General features: G+C 50.1%; 20 protein-coding genes. 11 read left to right on the top strand and 9 right to left on the bottom strand.

What is annotated here, in order from left to right:
• Positions 1-189: 189 nt before the first annotated feature.
• Both flhA and OGY17_RS19500 read left to right on the top strand, forming a co-directional pair.
• A complete protein-coding gene (gene flhA / locus OGY17_RS19505; protein WP_032944751.1) occupies positions 190-2,268 on the top strand; it encodes a formate hydrogenlyase transcriptional activator FlhA in 2,079 nt (692 codons plus the stop codon).
• A gap of 44 nt (positions 2,269-2,312) precedes the next feature.
• Entirely contained in the window at positions 2,313-2,741 is a 429-nt protein-coding gene (locus tag OGY17_RS19500; RefSeq protein ID WP_003825890.1) for a TOBE domain-containing protein, read from the top strand.
• A 122-nt stretch (positions 2,742-2,863) separates the two neighbouring features.
• On the opposite strand, the gene OGY17_RS19495 is transcribed toward OGY17_RS19500, so the two are convergent.
• The 3 genes from OGY17_RS19495 to dcuC all read right to left on the bottom strand — a co-directional run bounded on the left by OGY17_RS19495 (position 2,864) and on the right by dcuC (position 6,408).
• Positions 2,864-3,208 (bottom strand): nitrous oxide-stimulated promoter family protein, encoded by a 345-nt coding sequence (locus tag OGY17_RS19495; RefSeq protein WP_003825888.1) that lies wholly within the window; start codon positions 3,206-3,208, stop codon positions 2,864-2,866.
• An 86-nt stretch (positions 3,209-3,294) separates the two neighbouring features.
• Complete coding sequence (locus tag OGY17_RS19490) at positions 3,295-4,989, bottom strand: NAD-dependent malic enzyme (protein ID WP_191215470.1); 1,695 nt, start codon at positions 4,987-4,989, stop codon at positions 3,295-3,297.
• A gap of 51 nt (positions 4,990-5,040) precedes the next feature.
• Positions 5,041-6,408, bottom strand: a complete 1,368-nt coding sequence (gene dcuC, locus OGY17_RS19485) for a C4-dicarboxylate transporter DcuC (protein ID WP_003825883.1) — start codon at positions 6,406-6,408, stop codon at positions 5,041-5,043.
• 354 nt (positions 6,409-6,762) lie between these two features.
• Between dcuC and OGY17_RS19480 the strand changes: the two genes are divergently transcribed.
• Entirely contained in the window at positions 6,763-7,656 is an 894-nt protein-coding gene (locus OGY17_RS19480; RefSeq protein WP_125363117.1) for a MurR/RpiR family transcriptional regulator, read from the top strand.
• Positions 7,657-7,702: 46 nt separating this feature from the next.
• Here OGY17_RS19480 and OGY17_RS19475 read toward each other — a convergent pair whose 3' ends face one another.
• A complete protein-coding gene (locus OGY17_RS19475; RefSeq protein WP_191215469.1) occupies positions 7,703-9,073 on the bottom strand; it encodes a class-II fumarase/aspartase family protein in 1,371 nt (456 codons plus the stop codon).
• A gap of 405 nt (positions 9,074-9,478) precedes the next feature.
• On the opposite strand from OGY17_RS19475, the gene OGY17_RS19470 reads away from it, so the two are divergent.
• The 8 genes from OGY17_RS19470 to OGY17_RS19435 all read left to right on the top strand — a co-directional run bounded on the left by OGY17_RS19470 (position 9,479) and on the right by OGY17_RS19435 (position 17,526).
• A complete protein-coding gene (locus OGY17_RS19470) occupies positions 9,479-10,519 on the top strand; it encodes a porin (protein ID WP_032944758.1) in 1,041 nt (346 codons plus the stop codon).
• A 10-nt stretch (positions 10,520-10,529) separates the two neighbouring features.
• A complete protein-coding gene (locus OGY17_RS19465; protein ID WP_003825874.1) occupies positions 10,530-11,303 on the top strand; it encodes an SGNH/GDSL hydrolase family protein in 774 nt (257 codons plus the stop codon).
• Positions 11,304-11,485: 182 nt separating this feature from the next.
• The gene (locus tag OGY17_RS19460) at positions 11,486-12,403 is read left to right on the top strand and encodes a metal ABC transporter substrate-binding protein (RefSeq protein WP_057068101.1); all 918 of its coding nucleotides are present in this window, start codon (positions 11,486-11,488) and stop codon (positions 12,401-12,403) included.
• Positions 12,400-13,215 carry an iron/manganese ABC transporter ATP-binding protein SitB gene (gene sitB / locus OGY17_RS19455; protein ID WP_191215468.1) on the top strand — a complete coding sequence of 272 codons (816 nt, stop codon included), beginning with the start codon at positions 12,400-12,402 and terminating at the stop codon, positions 13,213-13,215. Before OGY17_RS19460 ends, sitB begins: the two co-directional genes overlap by 4 nt.
• 2 nt (positions 13,216-13,217) lie before the next feature.
• On the top strand, positions 13,218-14,075 hold the full coding sequence (gene sitC, locus OGY17_RS19450) for an iron/manganese ABC transporter permease subunit SitC (RefSeq protein ID WP_008785642.1): 858 nt from the start codon (positions 13,218-13,220) through the stop codon (positions 14,073-14,075).
• A complete protein-coding gene (gene sitD / locus OGY17_RS19445; RefSeq protein WP_032944764.1) occupies positions 14,072-14,923 on the top strand; it encodes an iron/manganese ABC transporter permease subunit SitD in 852 nt (283 codons plus the stop codon). The genes sitC and sitD overlap by 4 nt, the downstream gene beginning before the upstream one ends.
• Before the next feature lie 163 nt (positions 14,924-15,086).
• The gene (locus OGY17_RS19440) at positions 15,087-15,809 is read left to right on the top strand and encodes a cysteine hydrolase family protein (protein WP_191215467.1); all 723 of its coding nucleotides are present in this window, start codon (positions 15,087-15,089) and stop codon (positions 15,807-15,809) included.
• 94 nt (positions 15,810-15,903) lie between these two features.
• Complete coding sequence (locus OGY17_RS19435) at positions 15,904-17,526, top strand: serine hydrolase (protein WP_286608097.1); 1,623 nt, start codon at positions 15,904-15,906, stop codon at positions 17,524-17,526.
• Positions 17,527-17,585: 59 nt separating this feature from the next.
• Here OGY17_RS19435 and OGY17_RS19430 read toward each other — a convergent pair whose 3' ends face one another.
• The 5 genes from OGY17_RS19430 to OGY17_RS19410 are packed head-to-tail and all read right to left on the bottom strand — an operon-like array spanning position 17,586 to position 22,673.
• A complete protein-coding gene (locus tag OGY17_RS19430) occupies positions 17,586-17,945 on the bottom strand; it encodes a hypothetical protein (RefSeq protein WP_003825861.1) in 360 nt (119 codons plus the stop codon).
• Complete coding sequence (locus OGY17_RS19425) at positions 17,929-18,453, bottom strand: chemotaxis protein CheW (protein WP_008785646.1); 525 nt, start codon at positions 18,451-18,453, stop codon at positions 17,929-17,931. Before OGY17_RS19425 ends, OGY17_RS19430 begins: the two co-directional genes overlap by 17 nt.
• Before the next feature lie 11 nt (positions 18,454-18,464).
• Positions 18,465-20,141, bottom strand: coding sequence for a diguanylate cyclase (locus OGY17_RS19420; protein WP_048236647.1), 1,677 nt, complete (start codon positions 20,139-20,141; stop codon positions 18,465-18,467).
• 17 nt (positions 20,142-20,158) lie between these two features.
• Complete coding sequence (locus tag OGY17_RS19415) at positions 20,159-20,518, bottom strand: response regulator (RefSeq protein WP_191215465.1); 360 nt, start codon at positions 20,516-20,518, stop codon at positions 20,159-20,161.
• Between the two features lie 22 nt (positions 20,519-20,540).
• Complete coding sequence (locus OGY17_RS19410; RefSeq protein ID WP_191215464.1) at positions 20,541-22,673, bottom strand: hybrid sensor histidine kinase/response regulator; 2,133 nt, start codon at positions 22,671-22,673, stop codon at positions 20,541-20,543.
• Positions 22,674-22,684: the final 11 nt, after the last annotated feature.

The following is a 22,684-nucleotide window of genomic DNA, read 5'->3' as shown; positions in this document are numbered from 1 at the left end:
AAGACGCATTAGCGTCAACATCCGGCGTTAATGCTGCATTATGCCTGATACCGCTTTGCTGATCGGGCCAACGGATTGTATATCCTGGCCAGTTCAGTGGCAGGCCATCCGGCAATAATTTACGACTTATACCTATAATTCATTTACCGTTTTCGCACCGTTCTGCGGTGCTTTCCCTGGAAAAGCAATATGTCGTATACACCGATGAGTGACCTCGGACAGCAAGGCCTGTTCGATATTACTCGTACATTATTACAGCAGCCCGATCTCCCGTCTCTTAGCGAGGCGCTTTCGCAGCTGGTCAAGCGTTCAGCGCTGGCCGACTGCGCGGCTATTGTCTTATGGCAGGCACAAACGCAACGTGCGCGTTATTTTGCAACGCGTGAAAATGGTAAACCCATCGATTATGAAGACGAAACGGTGCTGGCACATGGTCCGGTACGCCGTATTTTGTCTCGCCCTGATGCGTTGCACTGCAACTATCATGAGTTTACGGAAACATGGCCACAATTGGCTTCAGGTGGACTGTATTCTGAATTTGGCCACTACTGCCTGCTGCCGCTGGCGGCAGATGGGCGCATCTTTGGCGGTTGCGAATTCATCCGTAACGAAGACCGTCCGTGGAGTGAAAAAGAATATAACCGTCTACAGACCTTCACTCAGATAGTCGGCGTCGTTGCTGAACAAATTCAAAGCAGAGTCAGCAACAACGTCGATTACGATCTGCTATGTCGTGAGCGTGACAACTTTCGCATCCTGGTCGCCATCACCAATGCCGTGCTCTCCCGACTGGATATTGATGAGCTGGTCAGCGAAGTCGCCAAAGAGATCCACCACTACTTCGACATCGATGCCATCAGCATCGTGTTACGCAGCGATCGCAAAAATAAACTCAGTATCTATTCCACTCACTATCTGGATGAACATCATCCGGCACACGAACAGAGTGAAGTGGACGAAGCGGGAACGCTCTCTGAACGGGTCTTCAAAAGCAAAGAGATGCTGCTGATCAACCTGAGCGAACGTGACATCCTTGCCCCTTACGAACGGATGCTGTTCGAAACCTGGGGCAACCAGCTACAAACCCTGTGTCTGCTACCGCTGATGTCCGGCAATACTATGCTCGGCGTACTCAAGCTGGCACAGTGCGAAGAGAAAGTTTTCACTACCGCCAACCTCAAGCTATTGCGCCAGATTGCCGAGCGTGTGGCAATTGCCGTGGATAACGCGCTAGCCTACCAGGAAATTCACCGCCTGAAGGAACGTCTGGTCGATGAAAACCTGGCGTTGACTGAACAACTCAACAACGTAGAGAGTGAGTTCGGCGAAATCATTGGTCGCAGCGAAGCTATGTACAGCGTACTCAAGCAGGTCGAAATGGTGGCGCAAAGCGACAGCACCGTCTTGATTCTGGGTGAGACCGGAACGGGTAAAGAGCTGATCGCACGAGCCATTCACAACCTGAGCGGACGTAACGCCCGCCGGATGGTGAAGATGAACTGCGCGGCAATGCCTGCCGGATTGCTGGAGAGCGATCTGTTTGGTCATGAGCGCGGCGCGTTTACCGGGGCCAGCACGCAACGTATTGGGCGTTTCGAACTGGCGGACAAAAGTTCGCTGTTCCTCGATGAAGTTGGCGATATGCCGCTGGAGCTTCAGCCTAAGCTACTGCGGGTTCTGCAAGAGCAGGAATTTGAACGTCTGGGCAGTAATAAGCTGATCCAGACCGATGTCCGTTTGATCGCCGCCACCAACCGCGATCTGAAGAAGATGGTTGCCGATCGCGAATTTCGTAACGATCTGTATTACCGACTGAACGTCTTCCCGATCCATCTGCCGCCGCTGCGTGAGCGCCCGGAAGATATTCCGCTGCTGGTAAAAGCCTTCACCTTTAAAATTGCTCGTCGGATGGGACGCAATATCGACAGTATTCCCGCCGAGGCTCTGCGCACACTGAGCTGTATGGAATGGCCGGGTAACGTGCGTGAGCTGGAAAACGTGGTAGAACGAGCGGTTCTGCTTACCCGGGGCAACGTACTGCAACTATCCCTTCCGGATATTGCCCCTTTGACGCCGTCTACGCCTCCGGTGGCAACCGAAGTCGCGCAGGACGGTGAAGATGAATACCAGTTGATTATGCGCGTACTGAAAGAAACCAACGGGGTGGTTGCCGGTCCCAAAGGCGCGGCACAAAGGCTGGGGCTGAAACGTACAACGTTACTCTCACGCATGAAGCGATTAGGCATTGATAAGGATGCACTGGTTTAGCCAGTGTGGCTATACTGGGTGATATCTCAACGAAAGGAGGCAGTATGGCGGTATCAGCACGTAATCAATTAACCGGTACGGTGAGCGCAGTCGCTACGGGCGCAGTGAATGATGAAGTTGAACTGACGCTGGCTGGCGGCGCAAAACTGGTCGCGATTGTAACCCATAGCAGCCAGCAGGCGCTGGGTCTGGCGAAAGGGAAAGAAGCAATTGCCCTGATTAAAGCGCCATGGGTGACGCTGGCAACTGAAGACTGTGGTCTGAAGTTCTCTGCCCGCAACCAGTTTGCTGGCAGTGTTTCCCAGGTCACAGAAGGCGCAGTCAACGCCACGGTACATATCAAAACTGACGCAGGCTTCGAGATTGTTGCCGTCGTCACCAACGAAAGTCAGCAAGAGATGAAACTGAGTCAGGGAAGCCGTGTTGTTGCGCTGATCAAAGCCTCAGCTATTCTGATTGCCACCAAAGCGTAGTCGCACTTCATCACCACATGGCTAAGTTGCCCGATGGCGCAATGCGCATCGGGCCTACGCGACAGATGCACTTATTCTCGTAGGCCAGATAAGGCGCAGCCGCCATCCGGCGCACAGCGACCTTATTTTTTCCGCTGGTACTTCTCGGGTAACTCCGGCACTGGACGTTTGTCATCAATCAGGTGACGTACGGTCAGAATCGGGTGACGCCAGAGCATTCTCGGCCCAGCCCAACGCATAATTTGCTTCATCTCTTCGCGTTTAGCAGGTTGATAACAGTGCACAGGACACTGTTTACAGGCCGGTTTTTCCTCACCAAATACGCACTTGTCGAGGCGCTTTTGCGCATAGGCAAATAACGCATCGTAATGCCCCGGCTCGTCTGAAGCCTGCGGACACTGGCTCTCGTAGAGCGAAATCATTCTCTGGATCGTCATTTTTTCACGTGCAATGCGTTTGCCGGACATGATGCCTCCACAATTAAGTTGCATAAATAATACACCTTAATCATGAGGGCAACCAAGACCCGAGTACCTCTTACTCGTCACAACGGCTAAATTGCCCTGCGTTTATAAGGACGGTAGTGCGGTAACCAAAAGTTATCTTTGATGCTTTGCAACAGCGCGTCGTCGCTCATCTTCTCTGCCACGCCCGACTGCTGTGCTGCCTTACCGACCTCAAAGGCAATGCTGCGGGTCACCTCACAGATTGTCCCAATCTCCGGCAACAGAGCGCCTTCCCCTTTACGCACCAACGGGGAAGCATCGGCCAGCGCACGGCTTGCCGCCATTAGCATAGCCTCTGTTACGCGTGTCGCGCCACTGGCGATAGCCCCCAGACCGATGGCAGGGAAAACATACACGTTATTACACTGCGCCACCGGAATAGAGCGTCCATTAAATTCAATCACATCGCAGGGACTGCCGGTCGCGATGATGGCCTGCCCCTCGGTCCAGCGAATGATATCTTCTGGTCGCGCTTCCATTCTCGAAGTGGGATTCGACAACGGCATAACGATCGGGCGCTCGCAGTATTGGTACATCGTGCTAATGACCTCCTGCGAGAACAATCCAGTCTGACCTGACACCCCCAGCATCACCGTGGGTTTGGCATTGTGGATCACCTCCAGTAATGACGGTGCCAGCCCCTCATACTGCCAGTCAGATACGGCCTCGGGAGACTTCGCCAGCGGCTGCTGGAAATCAGCTAAGGCATTATTGCTGGTCATCACCAGACCGTCGCGATCCACCATAAAAATGCTCCGTCTGGCTTCGGCCTCGCTCATTCCTTCACTGATGCGGCAGGCAATAATATGACGGGCGATCCCACATCCTGCAGCCCCCGCCCCCACAATTACGATTGATTGCTGACGGAAGTCACGACCGCTGCCCCGGCAGGCAGCAACCAGAGTCGCCAGAGCCACCGACGCCGTGCCCTGAATATCATCGTTAAAACAGCACAGCTCATCGCGATAAAGGTCCAGCAGCGGCACCGCAGTATGCTGGGCAAAATCTTCAAACTGCAGCAGAACGTTAGGCCAGCGCCGTTTTACGGCAGCAATAAACATTCCAATAAATGCGAAATAGTCTTCACCAGTTATGCGCGGATGACGCCAGCCGATATAGCGCGGATCGTCCAGCAGTCGCGCGTTATTCGTGCCGACATCCAGTAGAATGGGTAGCGTATTCGCCGGATTAACCCCACCACAGACGGTATAGAGCGACAGTTTCCCGATAGGAATCCCCATACCGCCAACGCCCTGGTCACCTAGCCCCAGAATGCGCTCACCATCGGTGACGACGATGACCTTGATATCGTGCCGCGGAATATCATGCAAAATATCGTCAATACGATCGCGATCGGGCCAGGAGATAAAGACACCGCGTGCACGACGATATATCCACGAGAATTTTTCACAGGCGGCCCCGACTACCGGGGTATAAACGATGGGCAGCATCTCTGGAAGATGCTTTTTCAACAGGTAATAAAATAACGTTTCGTTAGTATCCTGGATATTACGCAAGTAAATATGTCGAGCGTTGTGGGATTCAGCCTCAAGATATTGTTGATACGCCCGTTCGGCTTGTTCATCAATATTCTCAATGGCACAAGGCAGTAGCCCACTCAGGTTAAAGTCATACCTTTCTTGCTGCGTGAAGCTGCTTCCCTTGTTTAATAACGGAGATTCAAGCAGTAACTTCCCCGTAAAAGGGACGTATAAAACATCGTTTGTCACGTTGCCATCCATAAATTACAACCAGATAAAAAATAAGAGCCTGCATTAGCAGGCTCTCAGGATTCAAATCAGGACATAGTTGGCAACCAGCATCGCCGCGATACCGGCCAGCGCTGGAAGCAGCGTTCTTCTGACGATCATAAACGGTGAACATTCTCCTGCTTTACTCACCGCAATAATGATTCCAGCCACTGGGGACATTGAGCGCCCCATTCCCGCCATTAACTGCATAGGCAGGATCATATTGACTGCACTCTCACCAAATTTTGCTGCAATGGAGGGGGCCAGGCCGGAGAAGGAGAAAAAGGCGGCAACGCCAGAGCCCGTCAGGACGGCGGTTACACCCACCAGTGCGGTCATCACCAGGGTCATGCTGGTAAAGCCCAGTCCTGCGTTTTGCACTGACTGTAACAGGTAGTCCACCGCACCAATTTTCTGCAGCCCCTGGGCATAGATATCCGCACACACCAGCAAGGAAACGATGCTGGTAAACATGCTGCCCATCCCTTTGAAAAAGACCTGTATCCCTTTGCAGCAGCTTTTGAAATCTCGGGTAGCCACCAGTTCAAAGAAAAATGCGACGACAGCGCCAAGGATCATCGCCGTGACCACGTCTATTTTGATGGACTTGATAACCAAAGGGCTAAAGACCAGCACCAGTACGACAGGCAGGACGGGTAACAGCGCGTAAATAGCGGGTACCTTTCGGCCTTCTTCTTCCGCTTGCGCCACGCTTTGCGCCCCCGGTACGAAGCCATCTTTTTTGTCGAAATACTTCGCGGTAAAGTAAATCACCACCGCAACGGCCAGCATCACCACCACCGCCACCGGCATCTGGTAATGCGCAAAGTAGATCGCGCTTTCCATGCCAGCATGTTTAGCCGCCAGATTCGCAGTACCTACCGCGGGCCCTAGATCCATAAACGCGCACAGACCAATCATCGCGGCCGCAGAGGCTTTACTGACCCCCAGACGAACCAGAACCGGGAAGAATGTCACCAGCAGCAACATCGCCAGTCCCGCCGCACTTGAAATTGCCACATGCAGAAGCTGTGCGCAGATATACCCCAGCGCAAGGATCAGGTAAGGCGCTTTAATCACCTGCAGCGGTCGAATGCACATATTGACCATCGCATTCGACGCTTTAATGTGATCCATATAGCTGGCAAATCCACCCGCAGCCATGATGATAAGACCAATACCTGCAATTTGTGTGGTGAGCGATTCTTTTGCAAAGCTAAAGATATCCAACCAGGTTGACCCCGTGGATTTTGCTTTATCGTAGAGAATGCTGTTTTCAGGATAAAACAGTACGGTAATGGTCAATAATGCCAGTCCAGCGAGTAATAAAACAGTTTGCGGCTGATAATTTTTCACAATTAACCATGCAGCAATAACTGTTATCACTATTGCTATAATAAACGCTGTCATAATAACAATTCCTATGCCATACAAATCGGGTAGGGTTACCTGTCATATCATCATAACTTATATAGGATAGTAAAAAATCACCCCCATATATAAGCAGATATAATATGTACGTAAATTTATCGTATTACATACTCAAATATTGAGATTTAATTGTAATGGGTTGTGTGGTTGTAAAATACGGGAAAGGTGTTTTCCCACCTCTTTTTGTGAGTAAGATCGCAACTACATCTGAATGTAGTCGCAGACCTCAGAAAAGGCTGGATGCGGGTTTCCAACATATTCATTCTATGATTGACGTCGAAAGTGTATTACCCTATAACAACGTTGATATACAATAGTCATCGGGTGTTATCCATGTACAAAAAAAACACGTTAAGTCTGGATGAGTATAACTTACTTACTCTTAATATGGGTGATCTAACTGAATCTGAGTGCCGACTCAATGAGTACATTAATAAACACTTCAATGAACTTCCCTATCATGGCATTGTTGACCTCTCGCAAAATGCGATGGTAAGCAAAGCAACCATTGGCCGATTTTTAAATAAGATTGGGTTTACGGGTTACGCCGCTTTTCGCAAAGCATTAGACATTACGCTGTCAAAAAATAAAATATCCGCACCTTTTGAGAAAAACATCAAACTACGTAACAATCCCAGCATTACCACTGAAAGTATCGTTACTGATTTCACCCATAAAGTATCAGAATTATTTAATCAATTTAAAAATAATATCGACATTGAAAGCCTTAATGCGTTTATCGATCTGGTACTGAACAATCAACGTCATATTTATGTCGTCGGCCCGTCATCATCTCATGCAATGGCAACGCATTTTTGTACACTGCTAAAGTACTTTCGCAGTAACATCACCCTTTTACCGACGGACATCAGCGAACTCCCCAAATGTCTCATCAATATTGAGGAAGAGGATGTCCTGATTGTATTCTCCTACTATCGATTTAATCGGGTTGCCCTCAATATTGCAAAGTGGTTCAGAAAAAAGAACGCCGTCGTGGTACTGGTTACCAACTCAGAAGCGAACCCTTACGGTAAATTTTGCGATCTGCAGTTTGTTCTTCCCAGCGACGTACAGTCCATTTTTCAAAGCCGTATACTCGGCTTCTTTTTTATCGAACTCATATTGCATCTGGCTTATGAGAAAGGAGATAACGAGGGGAATTTTGCACAACTGGAAGAGTTATTTGTCTTTTTCGAAACGTTTTCTGCATCAGCACACAACACTTAGCACCGCCAGCCGCCAGGAGAGTTATCCCTCCCGGCCGCAAGACAAATCAGGCAATCTCTACCGTTTTCACGCGCTCGAACTCAGCTAAAGTTTCAGCGATTAGCGCGTCGTTAGCCCCGATATATGACAGCGGCTCGCAGGCGGCGGTAATTTCCTCTACAGACAATGATGCGCGGATTTCCGGGCTAGCCTGCACGATCTCCATGAAGCTGTGCTCTCCAGTTGCATGCTTTAGCAGGTTTTTCACTAAGTTATAGGCGGACTCTCTGCCGATTTTGGCGGCAAGTCTCATCGTCAGTGATTCCGACATAATAAAGTGCTTTGAGCAATCGAAATTAGCACGCATTTTCTCTTCATTAATGATGAGATGCGAAAGCAGATTCTTTGCGCGTGTCAGGCTGGTCGATAAAGCATTTGAGGCCTCCGGGAGGATTGTCCAGTTTAATACCCTCATTGAGGCGGCTCGCACATCCTGTTGATCCAGCATTGCTGGGGCGCCAGACGCATACATCCATCCCATCCTTGCCAGCGTTTGCATCATGTTACTGGCGCGCGGATTAACCTTGTGCGGCATCGTGCTCGACCCTCCACCACCTTCTCCCTCAAGCACTTCAGCAATCGGCGTGCGTCCCATTGTTTCGACATCGTTGGCCAGACGACATAGCGTGCCGTGAACAAGGGCAAAAAACTGCACAACTTCAACAACCGCATCCTGGCTGGCATTATTAATGCCGCAGGGTACGTTCAGACCCAGTGCTCGCATCAGCCGTTCACGCGTATCCATTCCCTGCTCGCCCACGGAGGCCAAATTACCTACCGCACCGCCAAAGAGCCCGGTTACAGCTCGCGGGTACAGCTGCTGAAGTCTTATCAGATGGCGGTTAATCTCCGCCAGATAGCTGCAAACATGCAGTCCCCACGTTGTCGCAGAAGCATCCACTGAATTGGTGCGTGCAACCATCACCGTTCGGGTATGACGTATTGCCATCGCTTTCATTGCCTCGCCAACATCGAGCAATTGCTCGCGCAGCAGCTGCAACGTTTGTTGCAGTCTCATCGCCATCCCAGAGTCCAGCAGATCCTGAGTAGTACACCCCCAGTGCAGAAACTGACTTACTAAAGGTGTACCGCAAGCAGAGATCTGATCGATCAGCGGTTTTATCGCCATACCAACCGTCTGTGTTTCCTGTGCAAGGGCCGGCCAATCTATCCGTATTTCCCTACACGTTTTTTCAATTTCGAGGGCGGCTTGCTCAGGGATAATCCCCTGCTCACCTTGCACTCGAGCGACGGTTGCCTCAAATCGCAACCAACACCGCAGCAGATTGTCGTCAGACCATATTTCCCGCATCCGACCTTGGGTGAACAATGAAGAATAAAGATCAGAATCAAATACCGTTGTTTGCTTACCGAACATACAGCGCCTCTCCGGCCAATGAATGCATCATAATCGAAAATGTGATTAATCAATTTTGCAGGATCTGTTTTCCAGATTATAGGGGAAAATAGTATTCCCACCCAAAAAACGGCCATGAGAATACAATATTCCCATTTTCGTTTTTTCCACCAAGTAGAAATGAGATGTACTTCACAGTAATTTGTGAATTACATTCCAAGCAGGCGTAATATTTCAGCAGAAATGCGCATTAAATATAAAAACCATTAATACAATAGTGAAATTAGTGATATTTATGCGTGAATAATCACATTTCATTACGAGAAAAAATAATTCCCATACCGCTGACACTCCTTTTCCACAAACAATTACCTCGCTGTGAACTTTATTTATGGTCAGGAAACTAATGCTGGTTTGAGGGATGACATGAAGCTAAAAAATTATTCACTAATATTACTTATGGGTATGAGTTCCTCGGCGTTCGCCTTAAACGTCTATAATAAGGATGGCAATACTCTGGATATCTATGGCCGCGTTGAGGGAAAAATAGCAAGTGGTCAGAATTCATTTGCTGGCAGTGAAAGCCGAAGCGATCTGGGTGGCCGTGTAGGTATTTACCTCACCCGAGATCTGGATCTTCTGCCAGATACCAAAATCGTGGGTCGACTGGAATGGCAGGTGCGTACCGAAAAAAATGATAACAATACCGGTGAAAGCGATATGGAGGCCCGTTATTCCTATGTCGGTCTGTCAAATAAAACATGGGGTGAACTGATCACCGGGAGAACCAAAAATCCGTTGTATCAGGTAATGAAAATGACCGATAAGTACAAAAATTTCACCCCTAATATCTATAGCTATGGCATTACAACCATTGATGATTCATACCAGTTCAACCGCCAGGACGGCACCGTACAGTGGAACGCCAAATTTGCTGGCAATGAGATTCAGCTGGCGTGGGTTTCTGGGAATGGCAACAGCGATAACGAAGCCCTGGATTACGGCGCGATGGCCAGCTATCGCAAGTCTTTCAAATTTGGTGATTTTAGAATTACACCAGCACTCGCGGCCAGTCGTTACAAACGACAGGATGGCGTAGTGACCACCGATGGGCGTAATCAAAACGATCAAATTATGGGAGGATTACAACTCAGTTATAAAGCCTATGAAGTCGCGGTAACCGCATTGCGTACTTCTATTTCTCGCGATAACAAAAGTGATAATAATTATAAAGGGATGGATTCACTCATTTCCTACAATTTTGGCACCGTCAAGGTTCTCACCGGATATAGTTTTTTAAATGAAGATGGTAAAGATATTGCTGAAAAAGAAGACTGGCGTGCTGAAGCGCAATTAACATTGGCTGAGGATACGTGGTTATCATTTACTTACGATAAAGAATTCGCCAGTAAGAACAAAAAAACCAATGATGATGCGCTCATCGTTGGACTCCGTTACGACTTCTAAGAGATAACCGATGAAAAAGATAACTTTACTTGCTGCAGCAACGGCCCTGGCACTGAGCAGTATCTGCGCTCACGCGGATACGTTATTAGCGCCTTCAGCACATGCTAAAATGGATGGCGAGAATAAAATCGTCGCGCTTTATGGAAACTCGTTCACGTTCTATAACAATAATATCAATACCCGATTACGGGATTTGACGCAGTCTTTACTGCCTGATCATGCCAAAGGCTATAAATATCGGGGGATCACGATTTCCAGCGGTCATTTAGGCTGGCAAATTGAGAATATGCGCTACCAGAACACGTTACAGAAATGGGATGTAGTGGTATTACAGGGGAACTCCACAGAAACAATTTCAAAGAAAGAAAGTACCCGGCAAAATTTCGTTGACTCTGCAACCCAAATGGCTGAGATGGCGCATAAAGCAGGTGCAAAAGTTGTCTATTTCATGACCTGGCCGAAGAAAGCTAAACCCGAAGATAGCCAAAAGCTGGCGGATGCTTATATCTCCATTGCGCAAAAAACGGGGGGATATGTGGCTCCGGTAGGTCTCGCTTTCGAGAAAGCGCGCAAGACCCATCCGGAAATTAACTTGTATTATCATGATGGTGTACACCCTTCTATTTCTGGTACATATCTCGCCGCTTGCGTATTCTTCGCCACCCTGTACAACCAGTCTCCTGTCGGCGGCGCGCTTCCTGTTGATACGGACATGACCCCTGCCACCGCCAAAGCGTTACAACAGGTAGCATGGGAAACCGTTACTGAGTTCCAAAAGTCATAATCACCGGGTTATTCATCCCCAACACGCCGGCAATCGTGCCGGCGTAAAATACATTATCCCCCGTCTATTCCTTAGCAACCTACGCAAATAAGAATTATTTTCATTTGTTTATGCCATGTGCTATATAACATAGCAAAGGCTATATTCGATGATAAATTAACCACCTTGTTGCGAGGGATACTATGCCGCATCTGCCCCATCTGAAGTCATTTCTCCTTGCCAGCGTGTTAACAGCGCTGACGCTGTCACCCGCCTGGGCGAAAGAAAAATTCAAAGTGGTGACCACCTTTACGGTGATTGCCGATATGGCAAGCAATGTAGCAGGTGACGCGGCGGACGTTAGTTCTATCACCAAACCGGGTGCTGAAATTCACGAATATCAACCAACCCCAGGCGATATTAAACGGGCGCAAGGCGCACAGCTTATTCTCTCTAACGGTCTAAACCTCGAACTATGGTTTGCCCGCTTCTACCAAAATTTGTCCGGCGTACCTGAAGTGATGGTCTCAAACGGCGTGCAGCCAATGGGCATCAGCGAAGGGCCGTACAACGGTAAACCAAACCCGCATGCCTGGATGTCAGCAGAGAACGCGCTGATCTACGTGGATAACATTCGCGATGCGCTGATCAAATATGATCCGGACAATGCCGCAACCTACCAGAATAATGCGCAGAATTATAAAGCGAAAATCCAGCAGACCCTGGCGCCACTGCATACAGAACTGGCAAAGCTCCCTGCTGATAAACGCTGGCTGGTCACCAGCGAAGGCGCATTCTCTTATTTAGCTCGTGATAACAATCTCAAGGAGCTGTATCTGTGGCCGATCAATGCCGATCAGCAGGGTACGCCCAAGCAGGTACGCAAGGTTATCGATGCCATCAGAGAGCATCATATCCCGACGGTATTTAGCGAAAGCACCGTGTCCGACAAACCAGCGCGTCAGGTTGCCCGTGAGTCTGGCGCACATTACGGCGGCGTGCTGTATGTCGATTCGCTCAGCGCTGCCGATGGTCCGGTACCGACCTATCTGGATTTACTGCGCGTCACCACGCAAACCATTGTTAACGGCATCAACAAGGGTCTGGAGAGCCAACCATGAGTCACTCTGCGATTACCGTAAATCAGGTTACGGTGACGTATCGCAACGGTCATACCGCATTGCGGGACGCCACTTTTCAGGTTCCGGGCGGCTCAATTGCCGCGCTGGTCGGCGTAAACGGTTCGGGAAAATCAACGCTTTTTAAAGCGCTGATGGGTTTTGTCCGCCTGGCGCAGGGGGAAATCTCAATTCTGCAACAGCCGGTAAATAAGGCGCTCAAACAGAATCTGATCGCCTATGTCCCCCAGTCAGAAGAGGTGGACTGGTCGTTTCCGGTACTGGTGGAAGATGTGGTGATGATGGGACGCTTTGGCCATATGGGCTGGCTGCGTCGACCAAAACAAATTGACCACGCCTGCGTAGATGCGGCGCTGGCGCGAGTTGATATGCTGGATTATCGCCATCGTCAGATAGGTGAACTGTCCGGTGGGCAGAAAAAGCGTGTTTTTCTGGCAAGGGCCATCGCACAGGACGGACAGGTTATTTTACTGGATGAACCCTTTACCGGCGTGGATGTAAAAACCGAGGCCCGGATCATCGACCTGCTGCGTGAACTGCGTGATGAGGGTCGAACCATGCTGGTCTCTACCCATAATTTGGGATCCGTCACCGAGTTTTGTGATTACACGGTGATGATTAAGGGCACGGTGCTGGCAAGTGGACCCACCAAAACCACCTTTACCCCCGAGAATCTCGAACTGGCATTCAGCGGTGTACTGCGTCACGTTGCGCTGAGCGGCGGTGAACAGCACGTAATTACCGATGATGAACGCCCGTTTATTTCGCGACGCACGGCAAACGAGGGGGAATAACCATGAACTGGCTAACGGAGCCGTTTGGCTACCAGTACATGCTCAACGCCATGTGGGTCTCGGCAATGGTCGGCGGCCTGTGTGCGTTTCTCTCCTGCTATCTGATGCTCAAAGGCTGGTCGCTGATTGGCGATGCGCTGTCGCACTCTATCGTGCCGGGCGTGGCAGGCGCTTATATGTTAGGGCTTCCCTTCGCGCTTGGCGCATTCCTTTCCGGCGGACTGGCGGCGGGCAGTATGCTGTTTCTTAATCAACGTTCGCGCCTGAAGGAAGATGCGATTATCGGACTGATTTTTTCGTCTTTTTTCGGTATCGGGCTGTTTATGGTGTCGCTCAATCCGATGTCGGTGAATATTCAGACCATTATTCTCGGCAACGTGCTGGCGATTGCGCCAGAAGATATTCTGCAACTGGCCATCATCGGGGTTATTTCGCTAACCATCCTGTTTTTGAAGTGGAAAGATCTGATGGTGGTTTTTTTTGATGAAAACCACGCGCGCTCTATCGGTCTGAATCCGGGCCGGTTGAAGCTGTTATTTTTTACGCTGCTCTCCGTTTCCACGGTCGCCGCGCTGCAAACCGTCGGCGCATTTCTGGTGATTTGCCTGGTGGTTACGCCCGGTGCAACGGCCTGGCTGCTGACCGATCGTTTTCCACGCCTGCTCACTATCGCCGTAGCTATTGGCAGCCTGACCAGCTTTTTCGGCGCCTGGCTGAGCTACTGGCTGGACGGTGCAACCGGCGGAATTATTGTCGTTCTGCAAACGCTGCTGTTCCTGCTGGCATTTGTCTTCGCGCCAAAACACGGTCTGCTGGCGAATCGCCGCCGCGCCCGTCTGGTGAACAAGGAGTCAGTATGATCTTAACAACGCTGCTGGAACCCTTTCAGTTTGGTTTTATGGTCAATGCGCTGGTCATCTCCACCATTGTCGCCGTGCCCTGCGCGCTGCTGTCTGTATTTTTAGTACTCAAAGGCTGGGCACTGATGGGCGATGCAATGAGCCACGCGGTTTTCCCGGGAATTGTACTGGCGTGGATTGCGGGCATCCCACTGGCAATTGGCGCATTTATCGCCGGGCTGTTCTGTGCGGTGGCGACGGGTTATCTCGACGATAACAGCCGCATCAAACGCGATACCCTGATGGGAATCGTCTTTTCCGGCATGTTTGGCGCAGGGCTGGTGCTGTACGTCTCTATCCAGTCAGAGGTCCATCTCGATCATATTCTGTTCGGCGACATGCTGGGCGTATCGTTCAGCGACATCATACAAACCGCGGTTATTACGCTTGGGATAGCGCTTATTATTGGGCTTAAGTGGAAAGATCTGCTGCTGCATGCGTTCGACCCGCATCAGGCAAAGGCCAGTGGGCTTAACACTGCACTGCTACATTACGGCCTGCTGTGCATGATCGCCCTGACGATTGTCGCCACGCTAAAATCAGTAGGGATTATTTTGTCGATCTCCTTACTGATTGCGCCTGGCGCCATTGCGATTTTAATGACGCGGAAATTTTCCCACGCCTTGTGGCTGGCGGTGATTATGTCGGTCGTTACCTCGTTTATGGGCGTGTACCTGTCTTTTTTCATCGACAGTGCACCGGCCCCCACCATCGTCGTACTATTTTCACTACTGTTTGTGATGACCTTTATTTATTCCACCCTGCGCGACCGTCGTTTAGAACGGCGACGCCAGCAATACGACCTCTAACGGAGTGGGCAGTGATATGCCCACTATCGTTATTAGAATACGTAATGACAATATTCCCAGCGTCCTGAACAAATGCCCCGTTCTGAAACCATGCCATATTTACCAGCGCTATTTAATAATCAGATAGTCACTATCACATTAGATAAAAATACATGTAAATTTTATGAGCAAGATGAGCATGTCAGAAATCTATTCTGAACCAGAGGCCTATGGCTTACCACGCAAAGATATAACACTTAATAATAAGGAAGCTGCGTTGGTGGTAGTCGATCCACAGATCGATTTTTTAAGTCCTCAGGGTATTGGCTGGGAGGTTTTTAAAGACAGCATTATTGAAAATAATACTGTAGAAAATCTCGAGACGTTGTTCAAAATGGCAAAAGAAGCACAAATGCCTGTTTTTATTTCTCCACATTATTACTTTCCGCACGACCATAAATGGCAATCTACCGCACCGGGAGAAACATTTATGCACGGCACTGGAATGTTCAGTCGTAAAGGTCCACTGACGATGGAGAATTTTGAAAATTCCGGCGCAGACTTTTTACCGCAGTTTAAGCCATATATTTATGATGGCGAAACGGTCATTGCCTCACCGCATAAGATTTTCGGACCAGAAACCAACGACCTGGTACTGCAATTAAGAAAACGCGGTGTCTCACAGGTCATTCTCGCCGGTATGGCTGCCAATCTGTGTATTGAATCCCATATGCGTGAATTGATTGAGCAAGGTTTTGAAGTTGTCGTCGTAAAAGATGCGACAGCGGGTCCGCACATTCCGGAAGGTGACGGTTATCTCGCCGCTCTAACCAACTACCGCATCATTGCCAATGATTTATGGGACACCGACACCACGGTTGAAAAGGTAAAGGCAGCAGCTAAGTAATAGCTATGAGTACGGTTACCGAGGGTAATTGTATGTACAACATCGCTCATCCATTAGCCATCAAAATAAATTTCATAAAGCGCGGAGCTTTTCCATGAATCTTAAGTTAAAGGTTATTTCGGCATGTATTTTACTTTCCATGTCTGTTTCAGCTACTCAGGTATTGGCCGCTGCCAGTACAAATGAGACAACTTACTTAGTTAACCGTGGTGATCCACAATTAAAGGTCAACGGCAAATATATCGATCAGATCATTGCCGAGGTAATGGCGAAAAATAATCTGCCGGGTTTATCCATGGCGATTGTTCAGGCGCCTTATATTCCGCGCTCAGCGGGATACGGTCTGGCAACGGCTGCCAATGATGAGCTTGCTTCCACCAAAACCATGTGGGGAATTGGCCCTATCACGCAAGCTTTTACTGCAGTCGCAGTAATGCAACTGGTAGAGCAAGGTAAATTGGATCTTAATACTCCTGTGAGTGTTTATTTGCCTGGCCTGCCGGAAAGCTGGCATAACATTACGATTCTGGAATTAATGCAGCACTCATCCGGGATCCCTGATTTCAGATCTTTCGGCTATAAACAAGAGCAAAAATATACACCTGCGCAGCTGGTGGATCTTGTTAAAGATAAACCGCTCGAATTTAAAAATGGCACGGACATCAACTCCAGCGCAACTGACTTTATCCTGTTAGGAATGGCTATCGAGAAAGTCAGCGGAATGAGTTACGTAGACTTCGTCAACAAATACCAAATTGCGCCGTTAGGTCTGCAAAGCACCATGTTCGCAAAAGACATGCCAACAAAAGCATTCCTTGATCGCCCGACGCCTGATAAGCAACATAATCAGCATTCGAAATTTAAGTCAGAAATTGACTGGATCAACCCTGTTGAGCCTGCAACAGGTTACGTCGCAGCGGGTGACAAACTGGCGCCTGTTAGCGCGATCGCCACTGATAATCTGTTCGCCTACGGTGGTCTGTGGTCATCAGCGGAAGACATCAGTAAGTGGGATATCGGTCTTGCCGGCAGCACGCTAGTTAAAGACAAAAAGCTGCGCGACATTATCTATAGCCCGGCAAAAATGAAAAATGGCAAAGTCGTGCCTGCCATGGCCGGCTGGGAATTTACCCGCCATCCTGGTTTTCTGGAAATCAAAGGAACCACAGGTGGATTTAGTGCCTATCTGAGCCGTTTTACCGCCGGTGATGAACTGGTTTGCGTGACAATGCTGACCAACAAAGAAGGCGTAGACATGACTCAGGTGGCTCGTGATATCGCTGAAGCCTATAAAATCGGGCTGGGTTCTGGGTTAAATTCAGAGAAGATCAAAAACCAGGAAAGTAAATTCTCTGTCGATGAGACGGTCTCCCGACTGAAAGCCATTCTGAAAAGCGAAGGCGTTCCGGTATTCACCGAAATTGATCACGAGAAAAATGCCGAGGGCGCGGGAATGAACCTGAGGCCAACGAAAGTCCTGGTATTTGGTAACCCTAAAGTCGGCACAAAACTGATGCAGGATAAACAGGGTGTCGCGCTGGATCTGCCGTTACGTGTCTCCGTATGGCAGGATAAGATCGGGCGAGTTTGGGTCGGTTATGAAAACCTGGATGACGTAGCAAAAACCTACGATCTTCAGGACAAGCAGACCATTGATAAGATTGACAACTTTATGACTAAGCTGGTCAGTCGGGCTGTTGATGCTTATATCCAGTAACGGGATTTAGCACTCCCAGCCTTCTCATGCTGCGGGACCGTTAAAGCTCCCGCAGCGTGTCAGCGCCAGCTTAATAGCGGGCTAAACGCCTCACGTCCCACCAGGGCACGAAGCGCAGGCAGATGACAGTTACGCGCCAGAAGCGGAGGTACGGCAAAAATAATGTCGCCGGAGAGCATCACATTCTCAAGTTGTCCCCATAGGTACCAGCCGGTTTCAACGCCACTGTCCGGGACGCGTAAATGCAAATGCCATCCCTCCTGCGGCTCATCCGCAATCCCCAGCCACTGGCTAAATCGAGGGATTTCAGGCACAACCTGAGTCACTAACGAACACACACCAACCTGGTTTGCCGGTATATACAACGTTAGCGCTCCCAAAGTAATACGTACCGCCGCCAGATTAGTGGGTGCCGTCATAACCGCTGGTCTCCTGATAACGCTCAAAGACCAGATTCAGATCGAGCAGCGTGTACCAGGTTTCTATCACGTTAACCACCCCCACAGCGATGCTTTGTAACGCCGGGGGCAATGAATCTCCTGGCAAATGAATCTGGCTTTCGGCGACTTCCAACACATCAATCAGTTTATCTATCAGGATCCCACTTTGCATTTTCTCGGCGCAACCAATCAGAATAGTGCGCTTACCTGCCGAATTAACGGTAGGTTTATCGATCAGGCTGTCCAGTCTCATAACCGATTCCACCCGTCCACGATAGTTGATGACCCCTTCAAGCATTGGCGCGCAACAGGGAACCCAGGAGATCGGGCGCTCTGCAAGGATCTCTTTAATTTGCGCCCCATAGAAGGCAAAATTTTTACCCGCCAGTTGAAATAACACCAGCGTACGCTGGGGTTCATCAACGTTTTCACACTCCGGCTTTTCACCATGGTTCAGCGCAAGAATCTGCTCCAGCTGTTGGCTCATATTGACTCCTTTTACTCGGCAATGCAGAAAGTGTTACGGCCATTTTGTTTCGCGGCATACAGCGCCTGATCGGCGCGTTCGCGTAGCGTTTCAATCCGATCGCCAAACTGCCACTGGGCAATACCCGCGCTGAAGGTACTGTGAAAACTGGCGTCGTTAACGGAAAATGTGACCTGCTCGTAATCCCTACGCAATCGTTCGACCACGCGCGCGGCCTTGTCACTGCTGGTGTTGGGCATAATGATGACAAACTCTTCACCACCATAACGGCCAACGATATCGGTGCTGCGTAAGCGATGGGAGAACAACTGCGAAATACCGACAATTACCTGGTCACCGACCGCATGACCGTAGGTATCGTTAATACTTTTAAAGCGATCCAGGTCCACCATCACCATACAAAACGGGTTGCCGCTGTAGTTCGACTCGGCAATCGCGCTTTTGAGAAAATGGGTGGTCGTTGAGTGGTTATATAACCCGCTCAGACTGTCCTGCGACATGCGTGCACGCAGGACGCGCATTCTTTCCGCGCGGATCGATACGGCGCGGATCAGCTCCTCTGGGTCGCTCTGTTTGAGGATAAAATCCTCCGCGCCGATGCTCATTGCTCCCAACTGCGCATGCTTGTTGGTCTCGCTGGAGAGATAGGCGATAGGCAGGCCAATATGCTGCGGTATTTGGCGAATCAGTTTTGTCAGTTCCTCACCGCTGAACTCTGGCATGTGATAATCCATCAACACCAGATCGATCGGCTGCGCATTCAGTACATGCAGTAGATAGTGAGGTTTTTCCAGCACATGCACTTCCATGCCCGCCAAGCGCAGCATCTCCGCGTTGTATTCCGCCACCGCCGGTTCGTCATCGATCAACAATACCTGGTAAGGCTTTTTCAGCGACGGTTGAGTCAGGCGATGAAGTTCCTGGACTAAATCGGTGATAGACGCAGGTTTTACGTAGTAGCCATCGCAGCCAGATTTGATGGCGTTGACGCGGGCATTGAAATCACTATGACACGAGAGGAACAGCACAGGGAAAGGTTTGCCCACTTTTTGTTTCAAATCCGACATCGCCAGCGGTCCACCGTAGGCGTTGTCCGGAAAGCTAACATCCATAATCACCACGGCGGGCGGTTGCGACAATACGGCCTGAGTGAAATCCTGCGTGTTCGCGAACACATGGCAGGTAAAACCAAAACAGCGCAGTTGGGTCGCGAGAAGCTCGACCTGGTCAATATCATCATCACACAGGTAGATAGGCTTACTGGCCCGCCGAACATATCCCTCTTCCGGGCGCTGTGCGGCGATCGGTAATGTGAACTCCGTATCGCTGATACGATGTTCAAGATTGAGCTGCTCCTGGGTCAGGGTGTACAACCACCTGATGATTCGCCGCAGCTCATCGTAATGCAATGTGCTTTGCTCTGTTTCCGGCTCTGTTAGTAAACGCTCACCTTCTGCTGAGGCATTCGCCAGCGGGCTAAAGCCAAAGGACCCTGCCGAACCGTGAATACTGTGCAGCAGGATATGTAGCTGTTTGCGACAGGCTTCGCTAGGCTCTGCGACCAGTTGAACGAGTAATCTTTCCGCTTGTGCCAGCATGTCGGGAATTCGGCGTAGAAACCCCTGCCGTAAACGCGCTATTTTTTCCTGCGCTGCCGCCATCGCTATATGCTTATTTTCTTGTTTCATCAAACACGTAGGCTTATTCAGTTAATCGCAGATGGTTGCAGTAGCGCATTGACAGCAGCCCCCAGATTTTCCGCGAGGTTTTCATCTTTTTTCACCCAACGGTCGTACAGAGTGTCGCTGCCCGTTACTTCATTGGCACTCAGTAAAATAAAAGGCTTAGCCCAATCCTGAGCGCGTAACAGCGCCAGCAAATCCAAACCACTGATCTCTGGCATATGCAGATCGCTAATCACCAGGTCGATGTTGTTATCCGAGTCCAGGCACGCCAGGGCGGAAATCGCGCTTTCCACAATCACCACATCGTAGCCGTCCATTTGCAAAAATATGGATGCCAGTTCAGCCGCAAAAAGATCATCATCAACTAATAAAATTCGCATTTTCTCTCTCGATTTTGCGCCATCAGCACAAAAGCATTTTTAATGTTTTTATCAAACTGTCCTGCTCGAAATCGCCCTTGGCGATGTAGGCATCCGCACCCACCTGAATCCCCCGTCGCCGGTCCTCTTCCTTCGCGCGGGACGTCACGATGATGATTGGCGTATGCTGGTAGTTTTTCTCCCCACGCAACGATTTGGTGAAGGTGAAACCATCCATAAACGGCATTTCGACATCCGTCAGTACGGCATCAAACTGGGTCAGTTTCGCTTTTTGCAGCCCCGACAGCCCGTCTTCTGCCAGAGTCACCTGATATCCGTGCGCTTCCAGCACGTTCTTTTCTATCTCACGGGTATTCAGTGAGTCATCGACCACCAGCACATGCCATGCATCCTGCGTTACGCTCGTGGCGGGCGCTGGTGTACTGGTTTGCCGTGATTGTTGCGCCATCGCCATCAGCGCAGGAACGTGCAGGATGCTGACCAGTTGGTTATCCGGTGTTTGTACCATCCCGGAGACCAGCGACTGCTGTTGCATATGCTTCGGTAACGGTTTAATCATCATCTTGCGTTCATCGAGCAGCTTATCCACTTGCAGCGCCATTTTGCTGTACTGGTTCTGCACCACGATTAATCGCTGTCCGGGCGTTGAAAAGCTGCTCTGGCGTTCATGAATGCCCAGCAAGCTACCTACGCAAACCACCGGGATAAACTCGTTATGCAAGATAATTGCAGGACGTCCGGCGATATCGCTGATCCCCTGTGGCGTGCATTCCACCACCTCAACCACATACTGCGCAGCCAATCCAAACAGGTGCCCCTGCTCTTCAAATTGCAAAATCCGCATCATGGTTAACGAAACAGGCAACCGCAGGTTAAAGCTGGTTCCGACTCCCGGACGGCTATAAACCTGCAAATCGCCTTGCAGGTCGGTCACCACCGTTTTGCGCACCACATCAAGACCAACGCCGCGACCAGAAAGCTCGGAGACTATCTTGCTGGTCGAAAAGCCGGGATGAAAAATCAGCTCATTACATTCCTGCTCGGAGAGCTGCCCGGCCATTGAAGCAGGAACAAGACCTTTACTGACCGCCTTCGCGCTGATGGCCTCATAGTTCAGACCACGGCCATCATCTTCGATACGCAGTAGAATCCCGCTGCCGTCCTGCTGAGTAGTGATGGTAATCGTGCCGCGGGTGGATTTACCGAGCGCCAGACGTTCATCGATCTCACCAATCCCGTGATCGACGGCATTACGCAGTAGATGCGTCAGCGACTCCGAAAGCCGATCAATAAGCTGGCGGTCGATTTCCACTTCTCCGCCAACAAAGCGGCACACCACCTGCTTGTTCAGTGTGGAAGCCAGTTCGCTGACCTGCAGCGAAATGGGTTCAAACAACGTTGAAAGTGGCAGCATACGGATCCGCGCCGCCACATCGTATAGTTCAAACATCTGCAAATGCTGGAGCTGAACGCTTTCTTTTAGCTGGGCGCTAAAGTCATGGATCTGCTGGCGAAGCTGTTCAGCGCTTAATCCCGGTAACCGTGGTACCAGTTGACTCAGGTTTTGTATCTGCTGTTCCAGGCGATCATGTCCGGCGAGCACCTCCCCCAGAATGTCGATCAGGCCATCGAGCTTGTTCAGTTTTACCCGAACGAAATCAGCCTGCTTAATACCGGAATCTATGCTGGCTGGCGTCGCGGGCGCAGGGACTACCGGTTTTTCTGTTGCCCCGGCAGTTTCGACAGTCAGCGTGATATCCTCTCCCCGACTGGCGCGGGCAAGGCGTTCGCACAGCCCGGCATCCGCCGGTGGCAATTGATTATCCCCTTCGCTGACAAAAAGCTGGGTAAGCTGACCAGAAAGGTACTCCACAGACTCATGAATCAGATTGCCCAGCGCCCTGTCCGGCGTCAGTTTGTTATCACGTAGTTCACTCAATACATCTTCAAGATGATGCGTGACATCGGCAATACTTTGCAGCTTCAGCATCCGCGCGCCCCCTTTCAGGGTATGCGCAGCGCGAAACATCTCACCTATCCAGGCGTCGGTATGTTCATCAGCGGAGAGGAGAAACGCCCCTTCGCTGATCGTCTGCAAATGACCTCTCCCTTCATCAATAAAGCGCAGAACGAATTTTTTCAGATCGATAGCCATAATCGCTCTTA

It is taken from the genome of Citrobacter sp. Cpo126 (assembly GCF_030332445.1).
GTDB classification, from domain to species: Bacteria; Pseudomonadota; Gammaproteobacteria; order Enterobacterales; family Enterobacteriaceae; genus Citrobacter; species Citrobacter portucalensis.
This window is presented reverse-complemented; position numbering and strand designations above follow the sequence as displayed.

What these genes read in the sequence shown, in the direction of transcription:
- sitB (WP_191215468.1), top strand. Translation starts at nt 12,400, where the DNA reads ATGAGTCACTCTGCGATTACCGTAAATCAGGTTACGGTGACGTATCGC.
- OGY17_RS19480 (WP_125363117.1), top strand. Translation starts at nt 6,763, where the DNA reads ATGTACAAAAAAAACACGTTAAGTCTGGATGAGTATAACTTACTTACT.
- OGY17_RS19470 (WP_032944758.1), top strand. Translation starts at nt 9,479, where the DNA reads ATGAAGCTAAAAAATTATTCACTAATATTACTTATGGGTATGAGTTCC.
- OGY17_RS19475 (WP_191215469.1), bottom strand. Translation starts at nt 9,073, where the DNA reads ATGTTCGGTAAGCAAACAACGGTATTTGATTCTGATCTTTATTCTTCA.
- OGY17_RS19500 (WP_003825890.1), top strand. Translation starts at nt 2,313, where the DNA reads ATGGCGGTATCAGCACGTAATCAATTAACCGGTACGGTGAGCGCAGTC.
- OGY17_RS19410 (WP_191215464.1), bottom strand. Translation starts at nt 22,673, where the DNA reads ATGGCTATCGATCTGAAAAAATTCGTTCTGCGCTTTATTGATGAAGGG.
- OGY17_RS19430 (WP_003825861.1), bottom strand. Translation starts at nt 17,945, where the DNA reads ATGACGGCACCCACTAATCTGGCGGCGGTACGTATTACTTTGGGAGCG.
- sitC (WP_008785642.1), top strand. Translation starts at nt 13,218, where the DNA reads ATGAACTGGCTAACGGAGCCGTTTGGCTACCAGTACATGCTCAACGCC.
- OGY17_RS19420 (WP_048236647.1), bottom strand. Translation starts at nt 20,141, where the DNA reads ATGAAACAAGAAAATAAGCATATAGCGATGGCGGCAGCGCAGGAAAAA.
- OGY17_RS19440 (WP_191215467.1), top strand. Translation starts at nt 15,087, where the DNA reads ATGAGCAAGATGAGCATGTCAGAAATCTATTCTGAACCAGAGGCCTAT.
- OGY17_RS19490 (WP_191215470.1), bottom strand. Translation starts at nt 4,989, where the DNA reads ATGGATGGCAACGTGACAAACGATGTTTTATACGTCCCTTTTACGGGG.
- OGY17_RS19425 (WP_008785646.1), bottom strand. Translation starts at nt 18,453, where the DNA reads ATGAGCCAACAGCTGGAGCAGATTCTTGCGCTGAACCATGGTGAAAAG.
- OGY17_RS19415 (WP_191215465.1), bottom strand. Translation starts at nt 20,518, where the DNA reads ATGCGAATTTTATTAGTTGATGATGATCTTTTTGCGGCTGAACTGGCA.
- OGY17_RS19435 (WP_286608097.1), top strand. Translation starts at nt 15,904, where the DNA reads ATGAATCTTAAGTTAAAGGTTATTTCGGCATGTATTTTACTTTCCATG.
- OGY17_RS19465 (WP_003825874.1), top strand. Translation starts at nt 10,530, where the DNA reads ATGAAAAAGATAACTTTACTTGCTGCAGCAACGGCCCTGGCACTGAGC.
- dcuC (WP_003825883.1), bottom strand. Translation starts at nt 6,408, where the DNA reads ATGACAGCGTTTATTATAGCAATAGTGATAACAGTTATTGCTGCATGG.
- OGY17_RS19460 (WP_057068101.1), top strand. Translation starts at nt 11,486, where the DNA reads ATGCCGCATCTGCCCCATCTGAAGTCATTTCTCCTTGCCAGCGTGTTA.
- sitD (WP_032944764.1), top strand. Translation starts at nt 14,072, where the DNA reads ATGATCTTAACAACGCTGCTGGAACCCTTTCAGTTTGGTTTTATGGTC.
- OGY17_RS19495 (WP_003825888.1), bottom strand. Translation starts at nt 3,208, where the DNA reads ATGTCCGGCAAACGCATTGCACGTGAAAAAATGACGATCCAGAGAATG.
- flhA (WP_032944751.1), top strand. Translation starts at nt 190, where the DNA reads ATGTCGTATACACCGATGAGTGACCTCGGACAGCAAGGCCTGTTCGAT.